Source organism: Paramicrobacterium salitolerans, from assembly GCF_051513965.1.
In the GTDB taxonomy this organism is placed as follows: Bacteria; Actinomycetota; Actinomycetes; order Actinomycetales; family Microbacteriaceae; genus Paramicrobacterium.
Genome location: NZ_CP195847.1, coordinates 2,848,333 through 2,867,242, shown reverse-complemented (window position 1 = coordinate 2,867,242; position 18,910 = coordinate 2,848,333). Strand labels below are relative to the sequence as shown.

20 protein-coding genes are annotated in these 18,910 nt (G+C 61.2%); 9 read left to right on the top strand and 11 right to left on the bottom strand.

Annotated features, from left to right (window positions below):
• Positions 1-9 precede the first annotated feature (9 nt).
• Together ACSAGD_RS13795 and ACSAGD_RS13790 are read left to right on the top strand one after the other, a co-directional pair.
• Positions 10-654, top strand: a complete 645-nt coding sequence (locus ACSAGD_RS13795; RefSeq protein ID WP_437583342.1) for a GntR family transcriptional regulator — start codon at positions 10-12, stop codon at positions 652-654.
• Positions 620-1,630, top strand: coding sequence for an alcohol dehydrogenase catalytic domain-containing protein (locus tag ACSAGD_RS13790; RefSeq protein ID WP_437583341.1), 1,011 nt, complete (start codon positions 620-622; stop codon positions 1,628-1,630). Before ACSAGD_RS13795 ends, ACSAGD_RS13790 begins: the two co-directional genes overlap by 35 nt.
• Positions 1,631-1,890: 260 nt before the next feature.
• Here the strand turns inward: ACSAGD_RS13790 and ACSAGD_RS13785 are convergent, their stop codons facing one another.
• A complete protein-coding gene (locus ACSAGD_RS13785) occupies positions 1,891-2,949 on the bottom strand; it encodes a restriction endonuclease PLD domain-containing protein (protein WP_437583340.1) in 1,059 nt (352 codons plus the stop codon).
• Positions 2,950-2,973: 24 nt separating this feature from the next.
• Positions 2,974-4,098 (bottom strand): DNA cytosine methyltransferase, encoded by a 1,125-nt coding sequence (locus ACSAGD_RS13780; protein ID WP_437583339.1) that lies wholly within the window; start codon positions 4,096-4,098, stop codon positions 2,974-2,976.
• Between the two features lie 153 nt (positions 4,099-4,251).
• Between ACSAGD_RS13780 and ACSAGD_RS13775 the strand changes: the two genes are divergently transcribed.
• Together ACSAGD_RS13775 and ACSAGD_RS13770 are read left to right on the top strand one after the other, a co-directional pair.
• Positions 4,252-4,686: a very short patch repair endonuclease gene (locus tag ACSAGD_RS13775; RefSeq protein ID WP_437583338.1), complete on the top strand. Its 435-nt coding sequence runs from the start codon at positions 4,252-4,254 to the stop codon at positions 4,684-4,686.
• Positions 4,687-5,360: 674 nt separating this feature from the next.
• Positions 5,361-5,564 (top strand): hypothetical protein, encoded by a 204-nt coding sequence (locus ACSAGD_RS13770; protein ID WP_437583337.1) that lies wholly within the window; start codon positions 5,361-5,363, stop codon positions 5,562-5,564.
• A 529-nt stretch (positions 5,565-6,093) separates the two neighbouring features.
• Here ACSAGD_RS13770 and ACSAGD_RS13765 read toward each other — a convergent pair.
• On the bottom strand, positions 6,094-6,777 hold the full coding sequence (locus ACSAGD_RS13765) for an N-acetylmannosamine-6-phosphate 2-epimerase (protein WP_437583336.1): 684 nt from the start codon (positions 6,775-6,777) through the stop codon (positions 6,094-6,096).
• A gap of 13 nt (positions 6,778-6,790) precedes the next feature.
• The gene (locus ACSAGD_RS13760) at positions 6,791-7,711 is read right to left on the bottom strand and encodes an ROK family protein (protein ID WP_437583335.1); all 921 of its coding nucleotides are present in this window, start codon (positions 7,709-7,711) and stop codon (positions 6,791-6,793) included.
• 466 nt (positions 7,712-8,177) lie between these two features.
• Here ACSAGD_RS13760 and ACSAGD_RS13755 point away from each other — a divergent pair, with 466 nt between their 5' ends.
• The 4 genes from ACSAGD_RS13755 to ACSAGD_RS13740 are packed head-to-tail and all read left to right on the top strand — an operon-like array spanning position 8,178 to position 11,830.
• A complete protein-coding gene (locus ACSAGD_RS13755; RefSeq protein ID WP_437583334.1) occupies positions 8,178-9,362 on the top strand; it encodes an extracellular solute-binding protein in 1,185 nt (394 codons plus the stop codon).
• Complete coding sequence (locus tag ACSAGD_RS13750; RefSeq protein ID WP_437583333.1) at positions 9,362-10,222, top strand: carbohydrate ABC transporter permease; 861 nt, start codon at positions 9,362-9,364, stop codon at positions 10,220-10,222. Before ACSAGD_RS13755 ends, ACSAGD_RS13750 begins: the two co-directional genes overlap by 1 nt.
• A complete protein-coding gene (locus tag ACSAGD_RS13745) occupies positions 10,219-11,064 on the top strand; it encodes a carbohydrate ABC transporter permease (protein ID WP_437583332.1) in 846 nt (281 codons plus the stop codon). The genes ACSAGD_RS13750 and ACSAGD_RS13745 overlap by 4 nt, the downstream gene beginning before the upstream one ends.
• Before the next feature lie 49 nt (positions 11,065-11,113).
• The gene (locus tag ACSAGD_RS13740; RefSeq protein WP_437583331.1) at positions 11,114-11,830 is read left to right on the top strand and encodes a GntR family transcriptional regulator; all 717 of its coding nucleotides are present in this window, start codon (positions 11,114-11,116) and stop codon (positions 11,828-11,830) included.
• Positions 11,831-11,939: 109 nt separating this feature from the next.
• Here ACSAGD_RS13740 and ACSAGD_RS13735 read toward each other — a convergent pair whose 3' ends face one another.
• From ACSAGD_RS13735 to ACSAGD_RS13705, 7 genes are all read right to left on the bottom strand, one after another.
• Positions 11,940-12,839, bottom strand: a complete 900-nt coding sequence (locus tag ACSAGD_RS13735) for a nucleotidyl transferase AbiEii/AbiGii toxin family protein (RefSeq protein WP_437583330.1) — start codon at positions 12,837-12,839, stop codon at positions 11,940-11,942.
• A complete protein-coding gene (locus ACSAGD_RS13730) occupies positions 12,836-13,492 on the bottom strand; it encodes a type IV toxin-antitoxin system AbiEi family antitoxin domain-containing protein (protein ID WP_437583329.1) in 657 nt (218 codons plus the stop codon). The genes ACSAGD_RS13735 and ACSAGD_RS13730 overlap by 4 nt, the downstream gene beginning before the upstream one ends.
• A gap of 99 nt (positions 13,493-13,591) precedes the next feature.
• A complete protein-coding gene (locus ACSAGD_RS13725; RefSeq protein ID WP_437583328.1) occupies positions 13,592-13,864 on the bottom strand; it encodes an HPr family phosphocarrier protein in 273 nt (90 codons plus the stop codon).
• Positions 13,865-13,874: 10 nt separating this feature from the next.
• The gene (locus tag ACSAGD_RS13720) at positions 13,875-15,260 is read right to left on the bottom strand and encodes a PTS ascorbate transporter subunit IIC (RefSeq protein WP_437583327.1); all 1,386 of its coding nucleotides are present in this window, start codon (positions 15,258-15,260) and stop codon (positions 13,875-13,877) included.
• Between the two features lie 44 nt (positions 15,261-15,304).
• Positions 15,305-15,583 carry a PTS sugar transporter subunit IIB gene (locus ACSAGD_RS13715; RefSeq protein WP_437583326.1) on the bottom strand — a complete coding sequence of 93 codons (279 nt, stop codon included), beginning with the start codon at positions 15,581-15,583 and terminating at the stop codon, positions 15,305-15,307.
• Between the two features lie 23 nt (positions 15,584-15,606).
• Positions 15,607-16,341, bottom strand: coding sequence for a sugar isomerase domain-containing protein (locus ACSAGD_RS13710; protein ID WP_437583325.1), 735 nt, complete (start codon positions 16,339-16,341; stop codon positions 15,607-15,609).
• On the bottom strand, positions 16,328-16,804 hold the full coding sequence (locus ACSAGD_RS13705) for a PTS sugar transporter subunit IIA (protein ID WP_437583324.1): 477 nt from the start codon (positions 16,802-16,804) through the stop codon (positions 16,328-16,330). Before ACSAGD_RS13705 ends, ACSAGD_RS13710 begins: the two co-directional genes overlap by 14 nt.
• A 163-nt stretch (positions 16,805-16,967) precedes the next feature.
• Here ACSAGD_RS13705 and ACSAGD_RS13700 point away from each other — a divergent pair, with 163 nt between their 5' ends.
• Entirely contained in the window at positions 16,968-18,881 is a 1,914-nt protein-coding gene (locus ACSAGD_RS13700; protein ID WP_437583323.1) for a BglG family transcription antiterminator, read from the top strand.
• Positions 18,882-18,910: the final 29 nt, after the last annotated feature.

The window sequence follows — 18,910 nt, the reverse complement described above, 5'->3', positions numbered from 1 at the left end:
GGAACCAGCGTGTATGAGTTCTTGCGCGCGAAGATACTCACGGGAGAGCTGCCGCCAGGTTCGCGCCTCGCCATTCCGGCGCTCGCCAAGCAGCTCGATGTGAGCCGCAGCCCCGTGAGAGACGCGGTGCTTCAGCTCGTGCGTGAGGGCCTCGCCGTGGAGGAGTTCAACCGCGGCGCGGTCGTCTACCTGCCGACCCACGCGACGCTCGTGAGTCTGTACCACGCGCGCGAGGCGATGGAGGGGATGGCAGCGCGTCTGGCCGCTGATGCCATCAGCGCCAGCACGCTTGACCAGCTCGACGCTGTGCTGCGGGAGCACGAGTCGATCGACCCGGACGACTTTGCCCGACACATCGAACTTGATGCGCGCTTTCACCGGGCGATCCGTGATGCGGCTTCGAGCCCGGTTTTGGCGAAGATGCTCGAGGAGATCCAGGGTCAGGTCATCGTCGCGATGCGCTCCACCAACCTCAGCGGCGGAGTGCGCCGAGCGACCGCCGACCACCGGGCCATTCTTGAAGCGCTCGCCCAGCACGATGCCGACGCGGCGGAGACCGCGGCGCGTGCCCACATCTCGCGACTGACGCGAATTCTTGAAGTCGAAGAAGAGGACACCAATGTTCAGAACGGCGCTTCGGCACAGCAAGGCTGACGGACTGCATCTCGGCGAAGAGCCGATTCCAGCGCTTGCTCCTGGCGAAGCATCCATCGATGTGCTCGCGGTGGGGCTGTGTGGAACCGACACGCACATTCTCGAGGGCAACTTCCCCTCGGCTGATGGCGTGATTCTCGGCCACGAAGTGTGCGGGACCGTGCGCGAGGTGGCCGACGACGTCACGAACGTGGCACCCGGTGATCTGGTCACCGTCGAACCGCACAAGTACTGCACGGAATGCACGTACTGCCGCTCAGGCGAAGAGCACCACTGCGTGAACAAGAAGGGGTACGGGGTCAAGCTCGATGGCGGAATGACCACGACCATGGTGGCGCCAGCGCGCATCCTGTATCGACTCGATCCGCAGACGGACCCGATGATCGGAGCAATGGCGGAGCCGCTCGCGTGCTGCATCCACTCGGTGGATCGCCTGGACCCGAAGTCGGGAACGTCGGTCTTGATTGCGGGGTGCGGCCCTGCTGGTGCGATGCTCGTGGCTCTGTCGAAGGCGCGTGGGCTGACTCCGATTGTGGTGTCGGAGCCGTCAGAAGCGCGTCGCGAGCTAGCTCTGTCGATGGGCGCTGATCTTGCGGTGCATCCGGACGAGCTTGATTCGGCAGAAGTTTCAGCGTTGGCGGGTGAGCAGGGTTTCCAATCGGTGGTGGATGCCGTCGGCCGAGCGGGCATCGCCCGCGACCTTCTGAATCGTATCCGCAAGGGCGGCACGTTCCTCGTCTTCGGAGTCGCTGCGCCCGACGATGTCCTCGCGCTGCCTCCCCGCGAGGTGTACGATAAGGAGCTCACGATTGTCGGGTCGATCATCAACCCCTATACGCACGAGCGTGCGGTGTCGATGCTCTCCAGCGTCCCGCTCGATCGAATCCCGACGCGCGTCTTCCCGCTCTCCGAATACGAGGCGGCCTTCGAAGCGCAGCGACATGGCCGCGAGAAAGTCTACATTCAGCCGGCTTGACCGCAGTCCGTCCTCGACAGCGGCGTCACCCACGCCCGCTCCCACGTGCGACGCGGTCGGGTTGCCGTCAGCGCCTAATCCGCCTGCGTGGCACGCTGTCGCTCCAAAAAGTGCCTAAGTGTCGTCCCCTCTTTCAGCGTTTGATCGCCTCAATCGATGAAGCATCCGCTATCGTGACGTAGGGCCAGGGAGCTCGTTGCTCGACGCACCGCTCAAATGCGCTGAGGTTTCGGAGTCGGGCGCAGGTCCCCTTGCGAAGCTCAAATATTGTAGTAGTCAGCTCCTCGATCCTCATGTTCGGGCGAGTAGTCCATGATGTAAGAAGGCTCCTCGTCGCTTTCATCGATCCGGTAGAAAACGACAAACCTCGACCCGAACTCCTGGAGGTCGGACAGAGTGACCGGCTCACCGTTCGCCACACCAAGGCGACCACGGAAGTACTCGCCAATAAAGCTGTTGCTTTGTGGAGTTTCGAGCGCTTTACTGTTGTCCTGTGCCACGGTCATCAACATCATTTTGTTGTCGGTCGTCGACACACGGAACACCACGCCTTTGGGAGGGAAGAAACCCATGCGGCGTATCTCAGCGGGAATCGGGATGTACGCCTGGTTGGGTTCACGATTCTGCTCGGGACGCTGGCCCCAGTTGAGGCCGGCCTTCGCATGAACTTGCCCACGAGTGGTAAATCGGCTGGACCTGAGAGCGACAAGCGGGAGTACAACCGATTCGCGCTCAATGAAGTCGGGCTCATGCTCAGCTTCGCCTTCTGACGACGCAACCGAAACCGAAGTCGGCAGGGGCCGGTTGTGGATCGTGATTTCGTCTTCGACCTCGGGGTAGTCGATCGCTATCGAGACACCTTCGATGTCGCTGTAGTAGCGCAAAGCGGACTCAACGTCTGTGGTGGTCATGATCTCCTTGTGAAGACTTCCACGGAAACCGACACCGAACCCATTCTGTGTGAAGTTCGAAGACCCCATCCATGCGCCCAACGGCTTATTCTCCTGTAGCCAAACGAACAGCTTAGAGTGCACGCTGATGCCGCGCGTAACGTACTGAATCGAGACAGAGCCAGAACCATGTGGAGGTTGCGCCTGTATGTTGAGCAACCGATTATGGGTGTCCGTGGTGATTCCTTCGAACCCGGTCATCCCGACGATGAGGCGGATCTTGATCTGCCTCTTCGCCTCTTTCGCTGCTAGTAGAAGCCGCGTGCACATCTCGGGCGACGCGTAGCCCGAGACGATACGCACTTCGTCCGCTCCGCGCTCTATGTAGCGCGTTAAGACGGTCTCAAACAGGTCTTTGCTTTGGAACATGGGCACTCCTCCGTGCCCATGACTTTACGCGAGCGTCGCCGACATCTCCTTGGCCTCAACACGGCGCGGCGGTATCAAATGATGAAGGTTCGGTTCAATACCGTCGTACTCGATGCCCGCGAAAGTCTTGAGCACGGCCTCGAACACGATGCGTGCGCCCTCCACAGGCACAGCCATGCCAATCTGTTTCCGCACGCTCTCTTTGCCGCCCTTAAACTCGAAGTCGTCTGGAAAGGTCTGGATTCGAGCTCTCTCGCGGTTGGTCAATGCACGGTGCTCTTCCCAGTGGTAAACGTGGGTTCCTCCACCACCCGAACCGGTGATCGTGTAAGAAGGCTTCTCCGCTTCGAGGCGCTTGTAGATCTGGCTAATTTTCGCGCCCGCGACGTTCAGCTGAAGCCCCAGAGGCAGGTCAGCGGTGAACGCGTTCTCGCCCGGTTTGATGTGTTTGAGGCGCTCCACGACAGCCTTGCTCTGACGCGTGTGCTCCTGGTTGGTCGCCCAGCCCGGAATGCCCTTGAGCGCTGTTTCGGCCGACACGTCGGCATCTTTGTACGGCTCAGGTGACGGCACCATGAACTCCACGTCGATGTCATCACGGATGCCGACAATGAGGATTCGGTGGCGGCGCTGTGGAACCCCATACTCCTCGAACTTGTAAAGGTGCGGATATAGCCGGTAGCCGTCCATTTTCCCGCCTGCATGCTGGAGTCGATCGAGGATCGTCTTGAATGCGAGGCCGTCGTTTGAGTTGCGGAGTCCGCCGACGTTCTCGGCAATGAACCACTTGGGTGTGTACTCATCGATCACGCGTGCGCCGTACTCATACAGCGGGCCGAAGGACCCTTCGATTCCCTTGCGCTCGCCGACTACGGAAAAATCATTGCAGGGGAAACCGAATGCGAGGGCATCGATGGGGCCGAGTTGTTTTTTGATGTCGAGCGTTCGCACGTCCTGGTTGATGACTTTCGTGCCCTTGAAGTTGGCTCGATAGGTTTCGCAAGTGTCCTTGTCGTAGTCGGTCGCCCACGCATGCGCGATGAAGTTGCCCGCGATGCCTGAGGCGAGCTGTGCTCCCTTTGCAATGCCTCCGGGGCCGCTGAACAGTTCGCCAAGTCGGAAGGTCTGAGCAGGTTGCTTGTTTACCACGGGGAGCCTCTCGGTGTTCAGTCGTCGTATGTTTGGTTCAGGTTAGGCATGCGGCGCCTTCGACACATAGATTGACGGCGCGTGTTGCAGAGATTTCATCAGAATAGCAGCACAGGTGTTCGAACAATCTGAAAGGCTTTGGAGTAGCCTGCCATGATGAAAGAGTCTAGGGCTTCGAGTGAACAGGCCCGCCGTACGATGCTCGCGAACCGCTCAAAGAATACCTCCCCGGAGCTCGCCGTGCGGACTCTTCTGCATGGTCGGGGCTTGCGATACCGCACCCACTTCCGGCCCGTCCCAAGTATGCGACGAACCGCTGACATTGTGTTCACGCGTCGCAAGATTGCTGTCTTCATCGACGGATGCTTCTGGCACGCATGTCCTGAGCATTTCATTGCACCGCGCTCAAACTCTGCCTATTGGGGACCAAAGATCGCAGGCAATCAGCGGCGCGACCGTGAGACAGACGAGGGGTTACGCGTGAAAGGGTGGGTGGTACTTCGATTCTGGGAGCATCAGCCCCCGGGTGAAGTTGCAGATGTAATAGAGAGGGTGGTCGCCACGGCGCAACCGCCGAGGGAGCGCTAGTCCGACCCAGATCGTCAGCGTGTCAGGGGAGGCAATCGGTTTCACGATTCGGCACCGGCAGTCGCCGCAACGTTGGCGTGTGCACCGTCTACGAGTATCTTTGCTGTCACCTCCTGCTCTAGGTTGGAGTGCTGGCTCGATTCCGGGTGTGGCAGAAGGCCCTGCGCGGTGACCGCGAGATCCGACGCTTCGCACGAGACACGATTCCTTGTGGCGGAGTCCGTTTATGAAGCCCACGTTGGCTCCTGCATGATCAGGTGCAATGTGTTGTCGGCGAATTGCGGGGGTGGAGGGCCTCCGCGGTATCCCGCTCTATCGTCGCCTGGACGGCACTATCGGCGTGTGCCGTCTGTCGAGATGAGCGAAAGCCTTAATGGGATAGGCGCTCACGTAGTCGATTGTGACCCCAGAGCGCCCGCCAGTAGGTGAAGTTCCCATTTCCAATCGAAGGTCTGGGACGATTGGCGATTGCTCCATAATCTGTTTCTGAACGCCAGAGTATTCTCCAAGCTTTCGGTAACTGCCAAACCGCTGTTGCGCTGGGTCAAAGCGGCTACGGGAATGCCGGCTTAGAGTGCCATCGCGACATCGCTCGATAAGAGCTGCTCTATATGCGTATCGCCCGGAGCGTTCGGGTGGGTCATTATTTACCCTAACCAGTAGGGTCTACAGGCATGGAGTACGACGAGAAGGGAACCTTGGACGGCGTGCCGATCCGCGTGCCCGTCAGCGACGACTACCGCACGTGCTCGGTCTGCGGAGGCGACTGCGAGCCAGACATTGGGTTCGGCTCGGACGAGCACGGTGTGAGGATCGGATTCGTGTGTTCAGAGCACGGAGTTCAGAGCTTGGTTGACCCCTTTGAGCACGCGCGGTAGATGTTAGACCTGCGCGTTGTTTGGAGCGGCCTTGAAGATTTCGCAATTCATGCTGACGGCACCGGTGGCTATGCTCGGGAGTTGGCCAGGTTTAAGTAGGTCCTCGAGGTTGGCCAGACGGTTGGGGCCCGAGGCTGGGTGAAGGCGTAGGGTGCCGAGGGCGGTTTCGAATTGCAGGTTGTCGCGCAACGCCGAGTATGGGCGGTGCCGACCGGAGAGTGATACGAAAGCTTGTTTGCCCGGCAAAGAAAATCTTGCTGTGGACCCGCTACAGGTAGGATCAACTAGGTCAGGGTCCCGCTACGCAGGGAAGCTTTATTGCTTCGACAGCGGAGACTGCTCGGCCGCATCGACAGTAGGCCTGCTGGTACGTCGCCGAGCGATGCAGGTCTGTCCAATATAAGGGCGGCTGGCCTCCTTGCGCGACACCCACCGAGGTTGCTCGAAACTCATGTGCGAGAAGTAAGGGAACGCCGGAGGCGGGTCGGGCCTCAAACCTTTCGGAACAACCCGCTGATTCGGCTGGAACTTACTGATCGAACACCCGGCCGACCATACGTGCGGTCAGCGTTCCCGGTTGTGTGAGCGTTGCTCCAAGGACCACAGTGAGTGCCCCCGCATCGATCGCGGCACGTACGTCGGCCGGATCTTCATAGTGACCCTCCCCAATCACAGGAATGTCTACCTCTTCACAGAGCCGGCGTACCAGCTCAAGATCGGGTGTGGACCGACTCGGCGAGTAAGACGTGTAGCCACTCATCGTCGACGAGACCGCGTCTGCCCCCGCCGCAGCGGCGGCAACTCCTTCTTCAACCGTGGCGACATCCGCCAGGACAAGTTTGCCCATACGGTGGATTTCCGCTGCGATGTCGGCGAAGGGCTCGGGGCGCGGTCGATCCGTCGCGTCGACTGCCACGATGTCGGAGCCTGCTGCGATGACTGCGCGTGCATGTTGCGCAGTCGGGGTCAGATAAACGGTGTCACGTGCGCCGTCTTTCCACAGGCCAATGATGGGGACATCGACGACATCTCGAACCTCCGCGATGTCTGACAGCCCCTCAATTCTCACCCCCACAGCACCGCCCTGAACCACTGCGACCGCTACAGCCGCCATGAACTGGGGCCCGTGGAGCGGGTCGCCTTCGGCGGCCTGGCACGAAGCGACGATGCCGCCGCGCAAACGCTCCAGCGGGTTGTTCTGCTGAGATTCCACTGCTTTCCTCTTTCTATATCGAAATCACGGGCTTCATGGCGATGCTTGCGGCACCGATTACAGCTGCCTCAGCCCCCAGCTGAGACATCATGATGGGACACCGTGACGGGCCGGGAAGGGCGTACTCGTCGTAAGCGGAGCGCACAGACTCGAGATAGTTCCCACCAACGCCTATAACCCCGCCGCCGAGGACGATGACTTCGGGGTCGATCGTGTTGGCGATTCCGGCCAGGGCGATCCCCAAACACCGACCACCCTCGCGAAGTATCTGGTCAGCCACCGCGTCGCCCTCGCGTGCGAGCGTCGCGATCTGCTCCAAAGGCAGAAGCTCACCACCGTTGATCTGCTGATGCCTTCTGCTCATAGCCGGTCCCGAGGAGACGGCCTCCACATGCCCCGTCTTGCCGCACGGGCACGCGCGACCCTCGGCTCCCATAACCGGAACGTGCCCCAGTTCGCACGCGCTCCAGGTGGCACCGCGCAGCAAACGTCCGTTCAAGAACACTGCACCGCCGATCCCTGTGCCGACCGTGACGTACAGCGCGTTTTCAGCACCTACGCCTGCACCGAATCGGTGCTCGCCGATGGCGAAGACCTTGACGTCGTTGTCGACCGAGACGCTGAGTCCGGTTCGGCGTTCGAGCTCCGCTTTGACAGCCGTCCCCACCCAATCCCCCAAGATATCCGTGGCAGAGAGAACCTTGCCGTCGTCAGGACGGATGGTCCCGCCGATCCCGATTCCAAGCTGCGAGATGTCAGCTGCTGATTCTGACGCCAGTTGGAGGGCGTGGTCGGCGATCGCATCGAGTAGGCGTTTCGAACCGGCACGCGGGGGCGTCGGGTGGCGGCGGAACAGGCTCACGGCTCCGTTCGTATCCACCACACCCATGGCGATCTTGGTTCCACCTACGTCGATCCCGATTGTCGAGGCCATTCTCGTCGCAACGCTTTCTCTGAGTCAGGATGCACGGACCCTGCGTGAGCGGTATATACCGGACGAAGCCTAGCATGATGTGGAAGAAGTTTGGAAGTGCTTTGTTCACGGGTTTGGCTACCCACCCGCAACGGGTGTCCGCGCGAGAGTGAGCTGATAAGCCGGGCGACCGAGATCCGCAGCCCTCTGAGGCCGCGACAGGTAAAGATTTCATAAAGAGGTATAGACCGGTTGCGATTGCTGTGTTACTTTTCTCGGAATGCGTTGCTCAGAGTTGACAACGCCACGACAAACAAGGAGAAGGCTCATGGTTTGGTCGGGAAAGCGCCGCATAGGAGCGGCCGTCGCCTGCATGGCCGTGCTTGCCACCGCTGGATGCGGGGTTGCGGGAAATCAAGGTTCCTCGGGAGATTCAGGTACAACAACGATCAACATGGTGTTGTGGCCTGGCCCAGAGGGCGATGCTATGCAGAAGGTGGTCGACGCGTATAACGCGGATCAAGGCAAGAAAGACCATGTCAAGGTCAATATGCAGCTGCTCAGTCGGACGGATACCTTCTCGAAGGAGGCCACGCTCATGGCCTCTCGTTCGGATCAGGTCGATATCTACTTCACGACGAGCTACATTCTCGGTCAGCACGTGAACTCGCTCGACCCGATCGACTTCGTGCCCACCGACAAGTACTTCGACACAGCAGTGGAAGGGCTTCAGTACGACGGCAAACAGTACGCCATCCCGCTGGACGTGGGAAGCAACGGGCTGATCTATCGGACTGACCTCATCGAACAGATGATGGACGACCCGGAAACATATGCCGAGGTGAGCAAGAAGGTCTTGGGCGAGGAGATGGAGCCGAAGGAACCCGAGAACTGGGACTGGGATGACTTCCTCGCAGCCGGTGCCTACTTCACAAAATCACTCAATCCGGATGCCCCCACGACATACGGCACCTCACTGCAGCTGAAGAACCAGCTGCAGAACGTCTTCCTGTGGGACGACGTTCTGTGGGCCTACGGAGGGTCATGGCTCGACTCGAAGGGGGAGCCGAACATGGACAGCGACGCCGGGAGAAAAGCGCTCGATATCTACCGGACCGCTTACAGCGAAGGCATCGCAGCGCCGGCCTCGGCGCAAGCTGAATACCCCGAGACCCAGGCGGCCATGACGTCAGGAAGTGTGCCGTTCATCACGCAGTGGACTGTCGGATTCACCGAGCTCAACGACGCTGAGAAGTCTCCGAAGACCGCGGGTAACGTCGGCATCGCTCCGATGCCGGGTCCGGAGCACAGCACTCACGTGCATACGCTGGCGATCGGGCTCAATAAGTACTCCAAGAACAAGGATGCGGCTACGACGTGGATGAAGTACCTGACAACTGAAGGGGCGATGAAGACCTACGCCGAGTCCGGTGGTCTTCCGTCTTACCCATCAGTCCTCGAAGAGCTCAAGGACACCAACCCTCTGTTCGGCTTCACGCTGAACGACATCCCTGAGAACGGCTACGTGATTCCCACGGAGTCCGGCACCTACCCGACGTCCGTCAAGCTCGCCGAGGTGCTTTCCGGCGCATGGGTCGGTAATACAAGCGTAGACAAGGCGCTCAAGGAGGCGGATGACGTGATCAAGAGCACCCTCAAGGAGGGCGACTGATGCAACCCGCCGCTTTGCGGACGGGAGCGGCGCGCTGGGTACTCGGCGCGCCGCTCCTCATCGTCCTTGTCGTTCTGGTTGCCTATCCGTTGGGATCGGCGTTCTGGACGAGCTTCACCGACAACCGAATGGCGAATCCGGACCCGGGCTTCGTCGGGTTGGACAACTACAAGCAGGTCTTGACCGATCATGTTTTCTGGTCCTCGCTAGGGTTCACCGCTCTCTACACGGTGGTCGCCACGCTGCTCGAACTCGTTCTCGGTATCGCACTCGCGCTGATGCTGTTTCGGGTGCGCCGGTCGTCGAAATCGCTACTCACTTTTCTGCTACTGCCGATTATGGTCGCCCCCTCACTCATGGGCGTGATGTTCAGACTGCTACTCAACGACAACATCGGGCTCGGCGCATACGTCCTCTCCCTGATGGGCTACACAGGCTCACCATTCTCGGCAAGCAGTGTCGTTCCGACGCTGATCATTCTGGATGTCATGCAGTGGACGCCACTGATCGTGCTCATCGTGTACTCAGGGCTGCTGACGATTCCCACCGAGGTGCTCGAGGCTGCACGAGTTGACGGAGCGAGTTGGGCGAGGCAGATCGTCCACATCGTCCTCCCTCTGGTGCGAAGGGTCATCATCGTCGGGGTCTTCCTGCGAGGAATAGACGCGTTTCGCACATTCGACGTCATCTACATCCTGACGGGTGGCGGACCAGGCACCCAGACAACCACATTGAGCATCTACGTCTACAAGGCGGCATTCTCAAGCGGCGACTTCGGACTTGCCGTTGCCGCTGCCTTCCTGATCATGCTCATCGTAATCCCCGTAATCCCTTCGATGGTGAAAAGGCTCGTATCGTGACTACCGCTGTAAGATCACGCAGAACCAAGCAGTCACGGCCATGGATCAGCCTGACCGTCTTGGCCGTAGCCGCCGTCTTGGTGAACATCCCTCTCATGAATGCGCTGTTCGTCAGCTTTCGGGCAGAGAGCGACATCACCACCGGCGCTCTGTCCATGAGCCAGGGTCTGACGCTCGACCACTACGCAAATGCGTTGGGCGCTGCTGGATATGAATTCCCGGCTTACTTCGTGAACAGCGCGATGATCTCGGTCGGCACCGTCGTGATCGTGACCCTTGTGTCGTTCACCGGCGCCTATGCGATCGTCAGGCTGGGGCTGGGCGGCCGGATGCTGCTGCGCGCAGTCACCTCGCTGCGCCTGCTCCCCGCGATCGCGTTTGTCGTGCCCTTCTTTATGTTCTTCAGCGCGCTGCAGGTCGTTGACACCGTCTTTGCGCTCATCCTGGCCAACGTGTTTCTCAACACTCCGATCGCGATCATGCTCATGACCGCAGGGCTCCAGGAAGTTCCGAAGGAGGTCGAGGAGGCGGCCATGGTGGACGGATGCTCGGTGTACCGCACACTCTTCAGCGTGGTCTGGCCGCTGATGGCGCCCACGGCGTCGGCCGTGGCCGTGTTGACGTTCATCTTCTCGTGGGCGGACTACCTGTTCGCCGTCATCCTTAGTTCAACGCAAGCGACACCTGTGACGGTTGGGGCGGCGAACTTCGTGACGAGTACGGGCATCCGATGGGGCGATGTCTCCGCGATCACCGTCCTGTCGATTCTGCCGCCGATGATCTTCGGTATTCTCGCGCGCCGCCAACTCGTCGCAGGGTTGTCCGCCGGTGCGGTTAAGTAAGTGGAGGGGAATCGTCTGAGTTCCATGGCGCGGAACCTGTCACGTAAGAATGGGGACTATGGCTGCTGGTAAACGAGATCGGGTACGTCAATATCTGATTGACAACTTCGTCCATTTGGGAGCGCATACCGCAGTGCCGGGGGAAAGGCAGCTGGCGGACCTGCTCGACGTCTCTCGTATGACGGTTCGCAGCGCCATCAACGAATTGGAGGCAGACGGAGTCCTATACCGTCGTCCGGGTGCGGGGACGTTCGTGTCGATACCGCGTATCTCCAAGAACCTCGGCTTGAGCTCGTTCAGCGAAGATATGAGGGCGCGAGGAATGGAGCCGGGCACCCGAGTCGCCAAGGCGACGCTGATGCAGGCGGGCACGAAAGTTGCACAACGGCTCCAGATATCACCACAGGATGACGTCGTTTACATCGAGCGCATTCGGCTCGCGGACGGCGCGCCTATGTGTTTTGAGCGTGAGTGGTTTCCCGCGACGCTGTTTCCCGGTCTGGAGGATGAGGACTTCTCGGGATCCCTGTACGAGCTGCTCAAGGAGCGCTACGGAGTCGTGATCGTTCAGGCGAAACAGGTCGTTCAGGCGACCGTGCTCAACAAGGAGGAGGCAGAAGCGCTCGACATACCGGTCGGCTCGCCTGCCCTGCACACCCGCCGCATCGCGTACCCGGCAGATGGGGTGCCCACTGAGCTGGCAGAGTCGCTGTACCGAGCCGATCGGTATCGGTTCGACTTCATGATCAAGCGGGGCGGAGCCTAGATCTGAAACAGTACGGCGCACGATGCCAGCGTGGACAGGCCGGACAAATCAGTCTGACTTGCCGATGAGGATCTCGCCTCCTACGAGGAGGCGTCTCGGCTTCGACCGTTCACTCCCAAGCATGGAGGCGGGGATTCCAACGCCCTGTTGCCGTTGCGGACAATACTGGATCGGCAAAGCTTGCGACCGCCGAGAGAACATCGGCAAACGCTGCTGGGAGTTCGCTGTCGCGGTGGGATCGTGTCCGCCATGCGCGGTACTTCTGCTGCGCGCGTTCGTTCATCGGAGCAAGTGAAGGCAGTAGCGTTGTAAGTGTGACCTTGCGGTACTCGGCGACGGTCTCAATCGATGTGTGGAGTTCGCCTGCGGTGACCGTGTGGAGTCGGGTGAGGGTGTAGACGTCAGCGAAGTCGCGCCAGCGGGTGTTGGCGACGCCGCGGTCGACGGCGGTGACGATCTTCTCAGCGAGCACCATCGTCAGCGGGTACCCCAGTAATGTCACGGCCGGGAGGCCGAATTCCATGACGCGAGGCAGTTCCACAAGCTGAGGTGCTGGCCAGATAGGATCGCCGAAGTTCACGTCTACTCCGACCGTCAGTCGGGCAGTACCGAGAGTCGCAATCAGCTTGACCCGAACACCGGCGTATTCGTCCTCGTCACGGATCGTCGTTGCGGTGACGCTTGCAGGATCGAACACGAGGCCATCGGCAAGCGCAAGCCCCGCGATGGCGCGGACACGTTCGGCGACGTCGTCAGGATCATCGGTGAGCCGCGTTGCCTGCAGATCGATATCCTTTGTCGGACGACGTGCGGCGAAAGCGGCAAGCAGCACGCCACCTTTCAGAACGAAGTCATCGCGGTACTTAGAGAGCGCAATGCGCGCCAGGAGACCTTCGAGCGCATACAAGGTCATCAGCTCCTGCACGTCTCCGCCGGTTTGCCGGGCAAGTTTTCGTAGGGTGATAGTCGCGTCGCCCTCCGGAGTTCCATGCTGCGGGTTCGGGGTCATAGGAGAATCTCCAAGGCTTGTTGGATCGCGGGCCGTGCCTTCGGAAAGTCCTCGGCCATCGTGAGCAGTGAACCGCCGCTGTTGCCGCGCTGGCGCAACCATTGCTTGAGTGCGCCGAGGGCGAGGTCGCTGCCCCACGCGTGACGTAGACGGAACAGATCGATAAGGGTCCGCTCGGCGGAGTAGAGGCCGATAAATGATCCGCCCGGCAGTGCATATTCGGTGCGCCCGATGCTGAACGTGTCGGCGTCGAAACGGTGCCATGCTATGGGTGCGTGGTGAACGGTGACCGGCTGTGTTCCACGGGGGATGGCGATATCACTCTGGGCGGGAATCTCGTCGGTCAGCTCGTGCAGCGACAGTGCCGTCAGGAGACACAGCGTGGCGCCGGGCCTCTTGGCGGCGACGGCGATCCACGCTGCCGTTGTGTCGTCCGTGAGTCCTGATCTGAGGAAGAGTCCAGGCGCGATGCGCTCGAACTCGCCGGACCCGATCAACCGGTCGAGGCCATGCCGGGTGAGGCCCTGTCGGCCCAGATCGCCGTAGCTCAGCAGGTCGGGCAGCGCCGCGATATGCATCACCTCCTCCTGTCGGCAGAATCTGTTACAGATACAGCATACCTGTTGTGATTTCTGTTGAACAGTGGTGGTCATGATCAAGCGAGGCGGAGCCTAGCGGCCCCGAACGCTGTGCACTATGAAGGACCCGTGCTCGGCACGGGCCCTTCATAGTGTCTTGGTGTGTTTTGAGGGTCAGCTCGTCGGCTGCTCCTCGGCGGTCAGTATCTCTGACAGCAGCTCCAACGTCTGGGCTGCATTGTCGCCGGCGACGTCGAGGACGACCGTCTCGCCCTGCTTCACACCGAGGGAGATGACCGCGAGGATGCTGCGGGCATCCACCGGCTTCTTGCCGGGCCTGCTGATCGTGACGGTCTGCCCGCTCTCCTTCGCATTGCGGACGAGCTCGGACGCGGGGCGTGCGTGCAGCCCGACCGGCGACGCGATGGTGACTTCTCGTGTGGGCACTGCGGTTCTCCTATTCTTCGGACTCGCCGACTGCGACGGCATCCTGTGCTTCTCTCTTCACTCGGCGCACGTGACGAACCTCAAGCAGAGACATGAGGACGAAAGCGGCGACGAGGATGATCATTCCGACCCACGGGGTCTGGAACGCGAGCATCGTCAGCATCGAGTCGATGGTGTCGTGCCCCGTTCCCTCCGCGCCGACCGCGGCGAAATGGTCGAAGATCTTGTAGGTGAGACCGGACAGGAAGATGAGGATGAACCCGTAGACGAAGCCGGCTACGACCGCACCTCGTCGGCCACCCGTTGCGTTGCCCATGATGCCCGAGACGCCACCGGTGAAGAACGCACCGATGATCGAGACGAGCGGAACCACGCCGAACGCGAGCGACGAGGCGACCATGCCCACGAGCATCCCGACCACGGCCGTGACGAAACCGATCATCAGAGCATTCGGTGCGAACATGAAGATCGCCGGCACGTCGAGCGCGGGCTTCGCGTTCGGCACGAGCTTGTCGGAGATGCCCTTGAACGCCGGGACGAGCTCACCGAGGAACATGCGAACGCCCTGGAGGAGGACGAGCATTCCGGCCGCGAATCCGAGTGCCTGCAACAGACCGAACAGAACGTAGTTCGTGCCCTCCGAGAGCTCACCGACCTTCTCGGGTCCGGCGGCGATCACGATGATCAGGTAGAAGACCAGCATGACGACCGAGATCGAGACCGCGGTGTCTTTGAAGAACGCCAGGCCCTTGGGAACCTTGATGTCTTCGGTGCTCTTCGACTTGTTGCCGACGAGACCGCCGATGTAGGCGGACGGAACCGTTCCGAGCGTGGTCAGGTGCCCGAGCGCGAAGTCGTCGCTGCCGATCACCTTGCGCATGATCGGCTGGGCGATCGCGGGCAGCAGAGTCAGCAGGGCCCCCTGGATCACCGAGCCGAGGATCATCGTCCACATCTCGCTGAGGCCCGCCTCATACAGGCTGTACGCAATCATGACGGATGCGATCCACATCATGTGACCGGTCAGGAAGATGTACTTCAGCGGGGTGAACCGCGCCAGCAGAGCATTCACAAGGAACCCGGCGGCGAGGATGACCGACGACGTGCTCGCGATGACGGGGATGCTCTTCTGCATCGCAGCCGAGATCAGCTCACTGCCCGTCGCGAAGCCGGCGAGGCCCGTCACGTCTTGGAAGAGCGTGACGAACGGGGAGATCGCCGCGACGATCAGCCCCGCACCGGCGGTGAGCACGATCATGCCGAGCGCGGTCTTGACGGTTCCGGCGAACACCTGCGCCCCGGACTTGCGCTGAAGGGCGAGGCCGATGAGCGCAACGAAACCGAGAATCAGGGCCGGAGTCTTGACGACCTCGACGAGAAAATTGAGTAGTTCCATGGTGGAGTCCTTATGTGCGACGACGCAGCGGGATCACCCGGAGATCAGCTCGCGTCACGCGAGTCGAGGAATGCCTGCACGGCATCCTTCGCCTCGTCGACGCTCACGATGTTCCGAATGAAGACCACGTTGTCGTATCCAGAGAGTTCATCAGCGAAATCGGGGGAGGCGACGATGAGGTCACTGTCGCCGCCGCTCATGGTTCCCGCAGCCTGGTGTTCAACCTCGCTGGGGATGCCGAGAGCTTGCATTGCCTTTTCGACGGTCATCTTGAGAATGAGGCTCGAGCCCATTCCCAAACCGCAGACGCACACGATTTTCATGGTTGTGCTCCGTTTCTTCGGGCTCAGAGGCCCGAGATCATGTGTGAGTACTTCTCGATGTGCGCGGCGTTGATGGCGTCGCCCTTGTCGAGGTTCGCGCTGACGTAGATGGGCGGGTTGGTTCCGGCATCCACACAGTTCTGGACCGTCTGAGCGATGATCGACTCGATCACGGTGACGCCCAGCACGGTGGAGGTGCCGCAGAAGCGACCCTCGAGGCCTTCCGCGGAGAGGACGGCGTCGCCGCTCACGCACTTGATGTCGACGACGACATCGGCGACATCCTTGAGGTTCTTGCCGCTTGAGTGGCGGGAGGTCGTCGAGTTCGCGAACTCACCCGACACGAGTGCCACGACCTTCATGCCGATTTTCTGCGCCGCAAGCGCCATGTCGACCCCGGCCGGGTTGCGACCGGAGATCGAGACGATGATCATCGTGTCTCGCGGGTCGGTGTCTTCGAGCGCCAAGTACTCCTGCGAGAACCCCTCGAGGCGCTCCTGGTAGGTGCTCAGCTTCGCCTTCGGGAAGAGCGCGAGATGCGGCGTGAGAAGCGCGTTCACCGGAACGAGGCCGCCCGCCCGATAGAACACCTCCATCGCGAAGATCTGCGAATGACCGCATCCGAAAACATGAATCACGCGGTCATCGAGAACCGACTTCGCGCACAGCTCGGCTGCCTTCTGAATCGACTCGGCCTCTTCGTCGAACTGCTTCTGCAGCTGCTGCGAGACGATGCTGTAGTACTCATGACTCTTCATGTGTGTGCTCCATTCGTGTGAAGGTGGCGAGGATCTCATCGGGGGAGCCGTTGGTGCGCAACAGCTCCAGCAGGTGCTCGTCGCCGAGGCCGGTGGCGAGCTCACGCATGAGATCGATGTGGCTGTCGTTGTCGGTCGCCGCGAGCACGAAGGCTGCGGTGATGCGAGCGTCATTCAGATAAACCGGATGCTCGAGCAGCGCGAGGCTCAGTGCGATGCGTTCCGCCCCGGCCTCGGGCCGCCCGTGGAAGAGCGCGATGTCATCGACGACGACCATGTAGGACCCGTAGCGCTCGACGGTCTCTTTGATGGATGCGAGGAACTCCGGCGTCACAGAGCCGGCCTCGACGAGGGGCGCGCCCGCCACGTCGACCAGCTCCTGCCAGCTGTCGCACGAGACGTCGGAGAGCAGAGTCTCTCGAGTCAGCAAATCGGTGATCATCGTGGAGGTTCCCCCTGACATCGGTGTCAATGTGCCTTTTTGGGATCGGAAGTGCGATCATGTTCCAGCATCCCGAGGTGCCAGAGGGAACACCAATATCTCGGCTTCCTGATCGGAGGAAGCACGCGAGTGGGGTGCTCGCCGCCGCTGAGCTACGATCGCTCCGACGGAGGCGACGAAGCTTATGAACGATCGGCGAACCGAGCTCGTACGGTTGCTCGAGAAGGCGACCGCGGCTATGCCCGGAACCCAGCTCGCAGAGCTGCTCGGGGTGTCGACCCGCAGCGTGCGCCAGTTCGTCTCGGATGTCAACGAAGCTGCCGGGAGCACAGTCATTCACTCCTCCCATCGCGGGTACGAACTCGACACGGAGGCGCACGAGTCGCTGACGCACGCGACGGTCGATGCTCCCCGTGCTCATGGGCCCCAGGAGCGGCTGTACTTCATCGCGAGGCATCTCGTCAGCTACTCGGATGTCGGAACAGACATCTTCGACCTCGCCGACACGCTGTTCGTCAGCGCGGCGACCATCGAGGCGGACATCTCCAAGGCGCGGCAGCTGTTCCGGCGTTACGGGCTTTCGATTCGTCGGGAGCGGGAAACCATCTCGCTCGTCGGTGACGAACACGAGAAGCGTCGCCTCGTCAAACACCTGTTTCTTGAGGCAGGGCGTGGCTTCACGCCGCAGATGATGCGCGACTTCATCAACGCCTACCGCGAATACAACCTGCGGGTGACCTCGCAGGAAATTGAGCGCTCGATCACGGAGCTCGGCTGGGACATCGACGAGTACTCCCTGAATGACGTGTTGATTCACGTGACGATCGCGGCTGACCGCGTGCGACTGGGACACCGGATCGCCGTGCTCGCGCCGACCGACACCGCCCTGCCTGATGCCCTGACGCTGTTGACCTCTCAGCTCGTGCGTGTCGTGGAGGAGAACTTCCACGTGAGCCTTCCCGCGCCTGAGGCGACGCGGCTGGCGCAGCTGGTGGCGTCGCGGGTCAAGCAGACCGGCCCTGTCGGGGCATCCGTCGAACCACCATCAGAGGTCGTGCGAACAGTGCGAGACGCGTTGCGCGAGGTCTCCAAGTTCTACCTGCTCGACCTGTACGACGAGAGCGCCGTGCGTGCGATCTCGCTGCACATGTGGCGGCTTCAGGAGCGTTCGGCGCAAGGCATCCTCGCTCGCAACCCGCTTGGAGAGACGTTCAAGAACGCGCATCCGCTCGTCTACGAGGTGGCGTTGCATTTCGCCGAGTTGCTCGAACAGCGCGCGAACGTCGCCATCGAGGCCGACGAAGTGGACTTTCTCGCCTTCCACCTCGGAGCTCACGTGCAGCGCCAGCTGGAGAAGGGCCCGCTCGTCACCGTCACGGTCGTCGATGTCTCGCCGTTCGCATCGGGGCGCTCACGAATCGCAGACACGGTCGCCACAGGCCTCGCCGGGCAGGGAGTGGTCGTGGATGTCGTCACAGCACTCGACTTCGAATGGGAACTCATCACCTCGGACCTCGTGGTCTCCACCGTCGACCTCGCGGGACTCACGGCCGTGCCCACGATCATGGTGAGTCCGCTCATGAGTGAGGCCGACGTGGAACGGGTGCAGGATGCCGTGAAGGCGCAGCGCCGTCGCACGGCCAAGCAGCGTCTGCGCACAAGGATCTTGGAGCTCATCGAACCGGGGCTCTTCCACAGCGTCGAGTCGGCGACCCAGCACGAGGCGCTCGCCCTCATGTGCGGGCGGATGGTTGCCGACGGCGTCGTCGCGGAGGGGTTTCTTGACGCGGTCGAGAGCAGAGAACGGAGGTCAGGCACGGCGTTCGGAGGGCAGTTTGCGATCCCTCACGCGATGCATGCCAACGCTCACCGCTCTGCAATCTCAGTGTTGCTCTCTCGCGAAGGCCTCCCGTGGGGCGGGTCGTCTGTGAGAGTCGTGGTGCTCTTCGCGGTGAGTCCGGACGACGTGCAGGTTTTTCGCGACGTGCTGGGCGAGTTCATTCCGGTGCTCTCCGACCCTGAGAACCTGGCGTTCCTGCTCGAATCGTCGACGGGCTACGAGTCGTTCACGAGAAACCTATCTCGCATCCTCGGGTGAGTCTCGCCCATGCTCTCGGGAGAGTGGCC

What these genes read in the sequence shown, in the direction of transcription:
- ACSAGD_RS13715 (WP_437583326.1), bottom strand. Translation starts at nt 15,583, where the DNA reads ATGAAAATCGTGTGCGTCTGCGGTTTGGGAATGGGCTCGAGCCTCATT.
- ACSAGD_RS13730 (WP_437583329.1), bottom strand. Translation starts at nt 13,492, where the DNA reads ATGACCACCACTGTTCAACAGAAATCACAACAGGTATGCTGTATCTGT.
- ACSAGD_RS13710 (WP_437583325.1), bottom strand. Translation starts at nt 16,341, where the DNA reads ATGAAGAGTCATGAGTACTACAGCATCGTCTCGCAGCAGCTGCAGAAG.
- ACSAGD_RS13755 (WP_437583334.1), top strand. Translation starts at nt 8,178, where the DNA reads ATGCAGAAGGTGGTCGACGCGTATAACGCGGATCAAGGCAAGAAAGAC.
- ACSAGD_RS13785 (WP_437583340.1), bottom strand. Translation starts at nt 2,949, where the DNA reads ATGTTCCAAAGCAAAGACCTGTTTGAGACCGTCTTAACGCGCTACATA.
- ACSAGD_RS13790 (WP_437583341.1), top strand. Translation starts at nt 620, where the DNA reads ATGTTCAGAACGGCGCTTCGGCACAGCAAGGCTGACGGACTGCATCTC.
- ACSAGD_RS13760 (WP_437583335.1), bottom strand. Translation starts at nt 7,711, where the DNA reads ATGGCCTCGACAATCGGGATCGACGTAGGTGGAACCAAGATCGCCATG.
- ACSAGD_RS13740 (WP_437583331.1), top strand. Translation starts at nt 11,114, where the DNA reads ATGGGGACTATGGCTGCTGGTAAACGAGATCGGGTACGTCAATATCTG.
- ACSAGD_RS13720 (WP_437583327.1), bottom strand. Translation starts at nt 15,260, where the DNA reads ATGGAACTACTCAATTTTCTCGTCGAGGTCGTCAAGACTCCGGCCCTG.
- ACSAGD_RS13750 (WP_437583333.1), top strand. Translation starts at nt 9,362, where the DNA reads ATGCAACCCGCCGCTTTGCGGACGGGAGCGGCGCGCTGGGTACTCGGC.
- ACSAGD_RS13705 (WP_437583324.1), bottom strand. Translation starts at nt 16,804, where the DNA reads ATGTCAGGGGGAACCTCCACGATGATCACCGATTTGCTGACTCGAGAG.
- ACSAGD_RS13735 (WP_437583330.1), bottom strand. Translation starts at nt 12,839, where the DNA reads ATGACCCCGAACCCGCAGCATGGAACTCCGGAGGGCGACGCGACTATC.
- ACSAGD_RS13770 (WP_437583337.1), top strand. Translation starts at nt 5,361, where the DNA reads ATGGAGTACGACGAGAAGGGAACCTTGGACGGCGTGCCGATCCGCGTG.
- ACSAGD_RS13700 (WP_437583323.1), top strand. Translation starts at nt 16,968, where the DNA reads ATGAACGATCGGCGAACCGAGCTCGTACGGTTGCTCGAGAAGGCGACC.
- ACSAGD_RS13775 (WP_437583338.1), top strand. Translation starts at nt 4,252, where the DNA reads ATGATGAAAGAGTCTAGGGCTTCGAGTGAACAGGCCCGCCGTACGATG.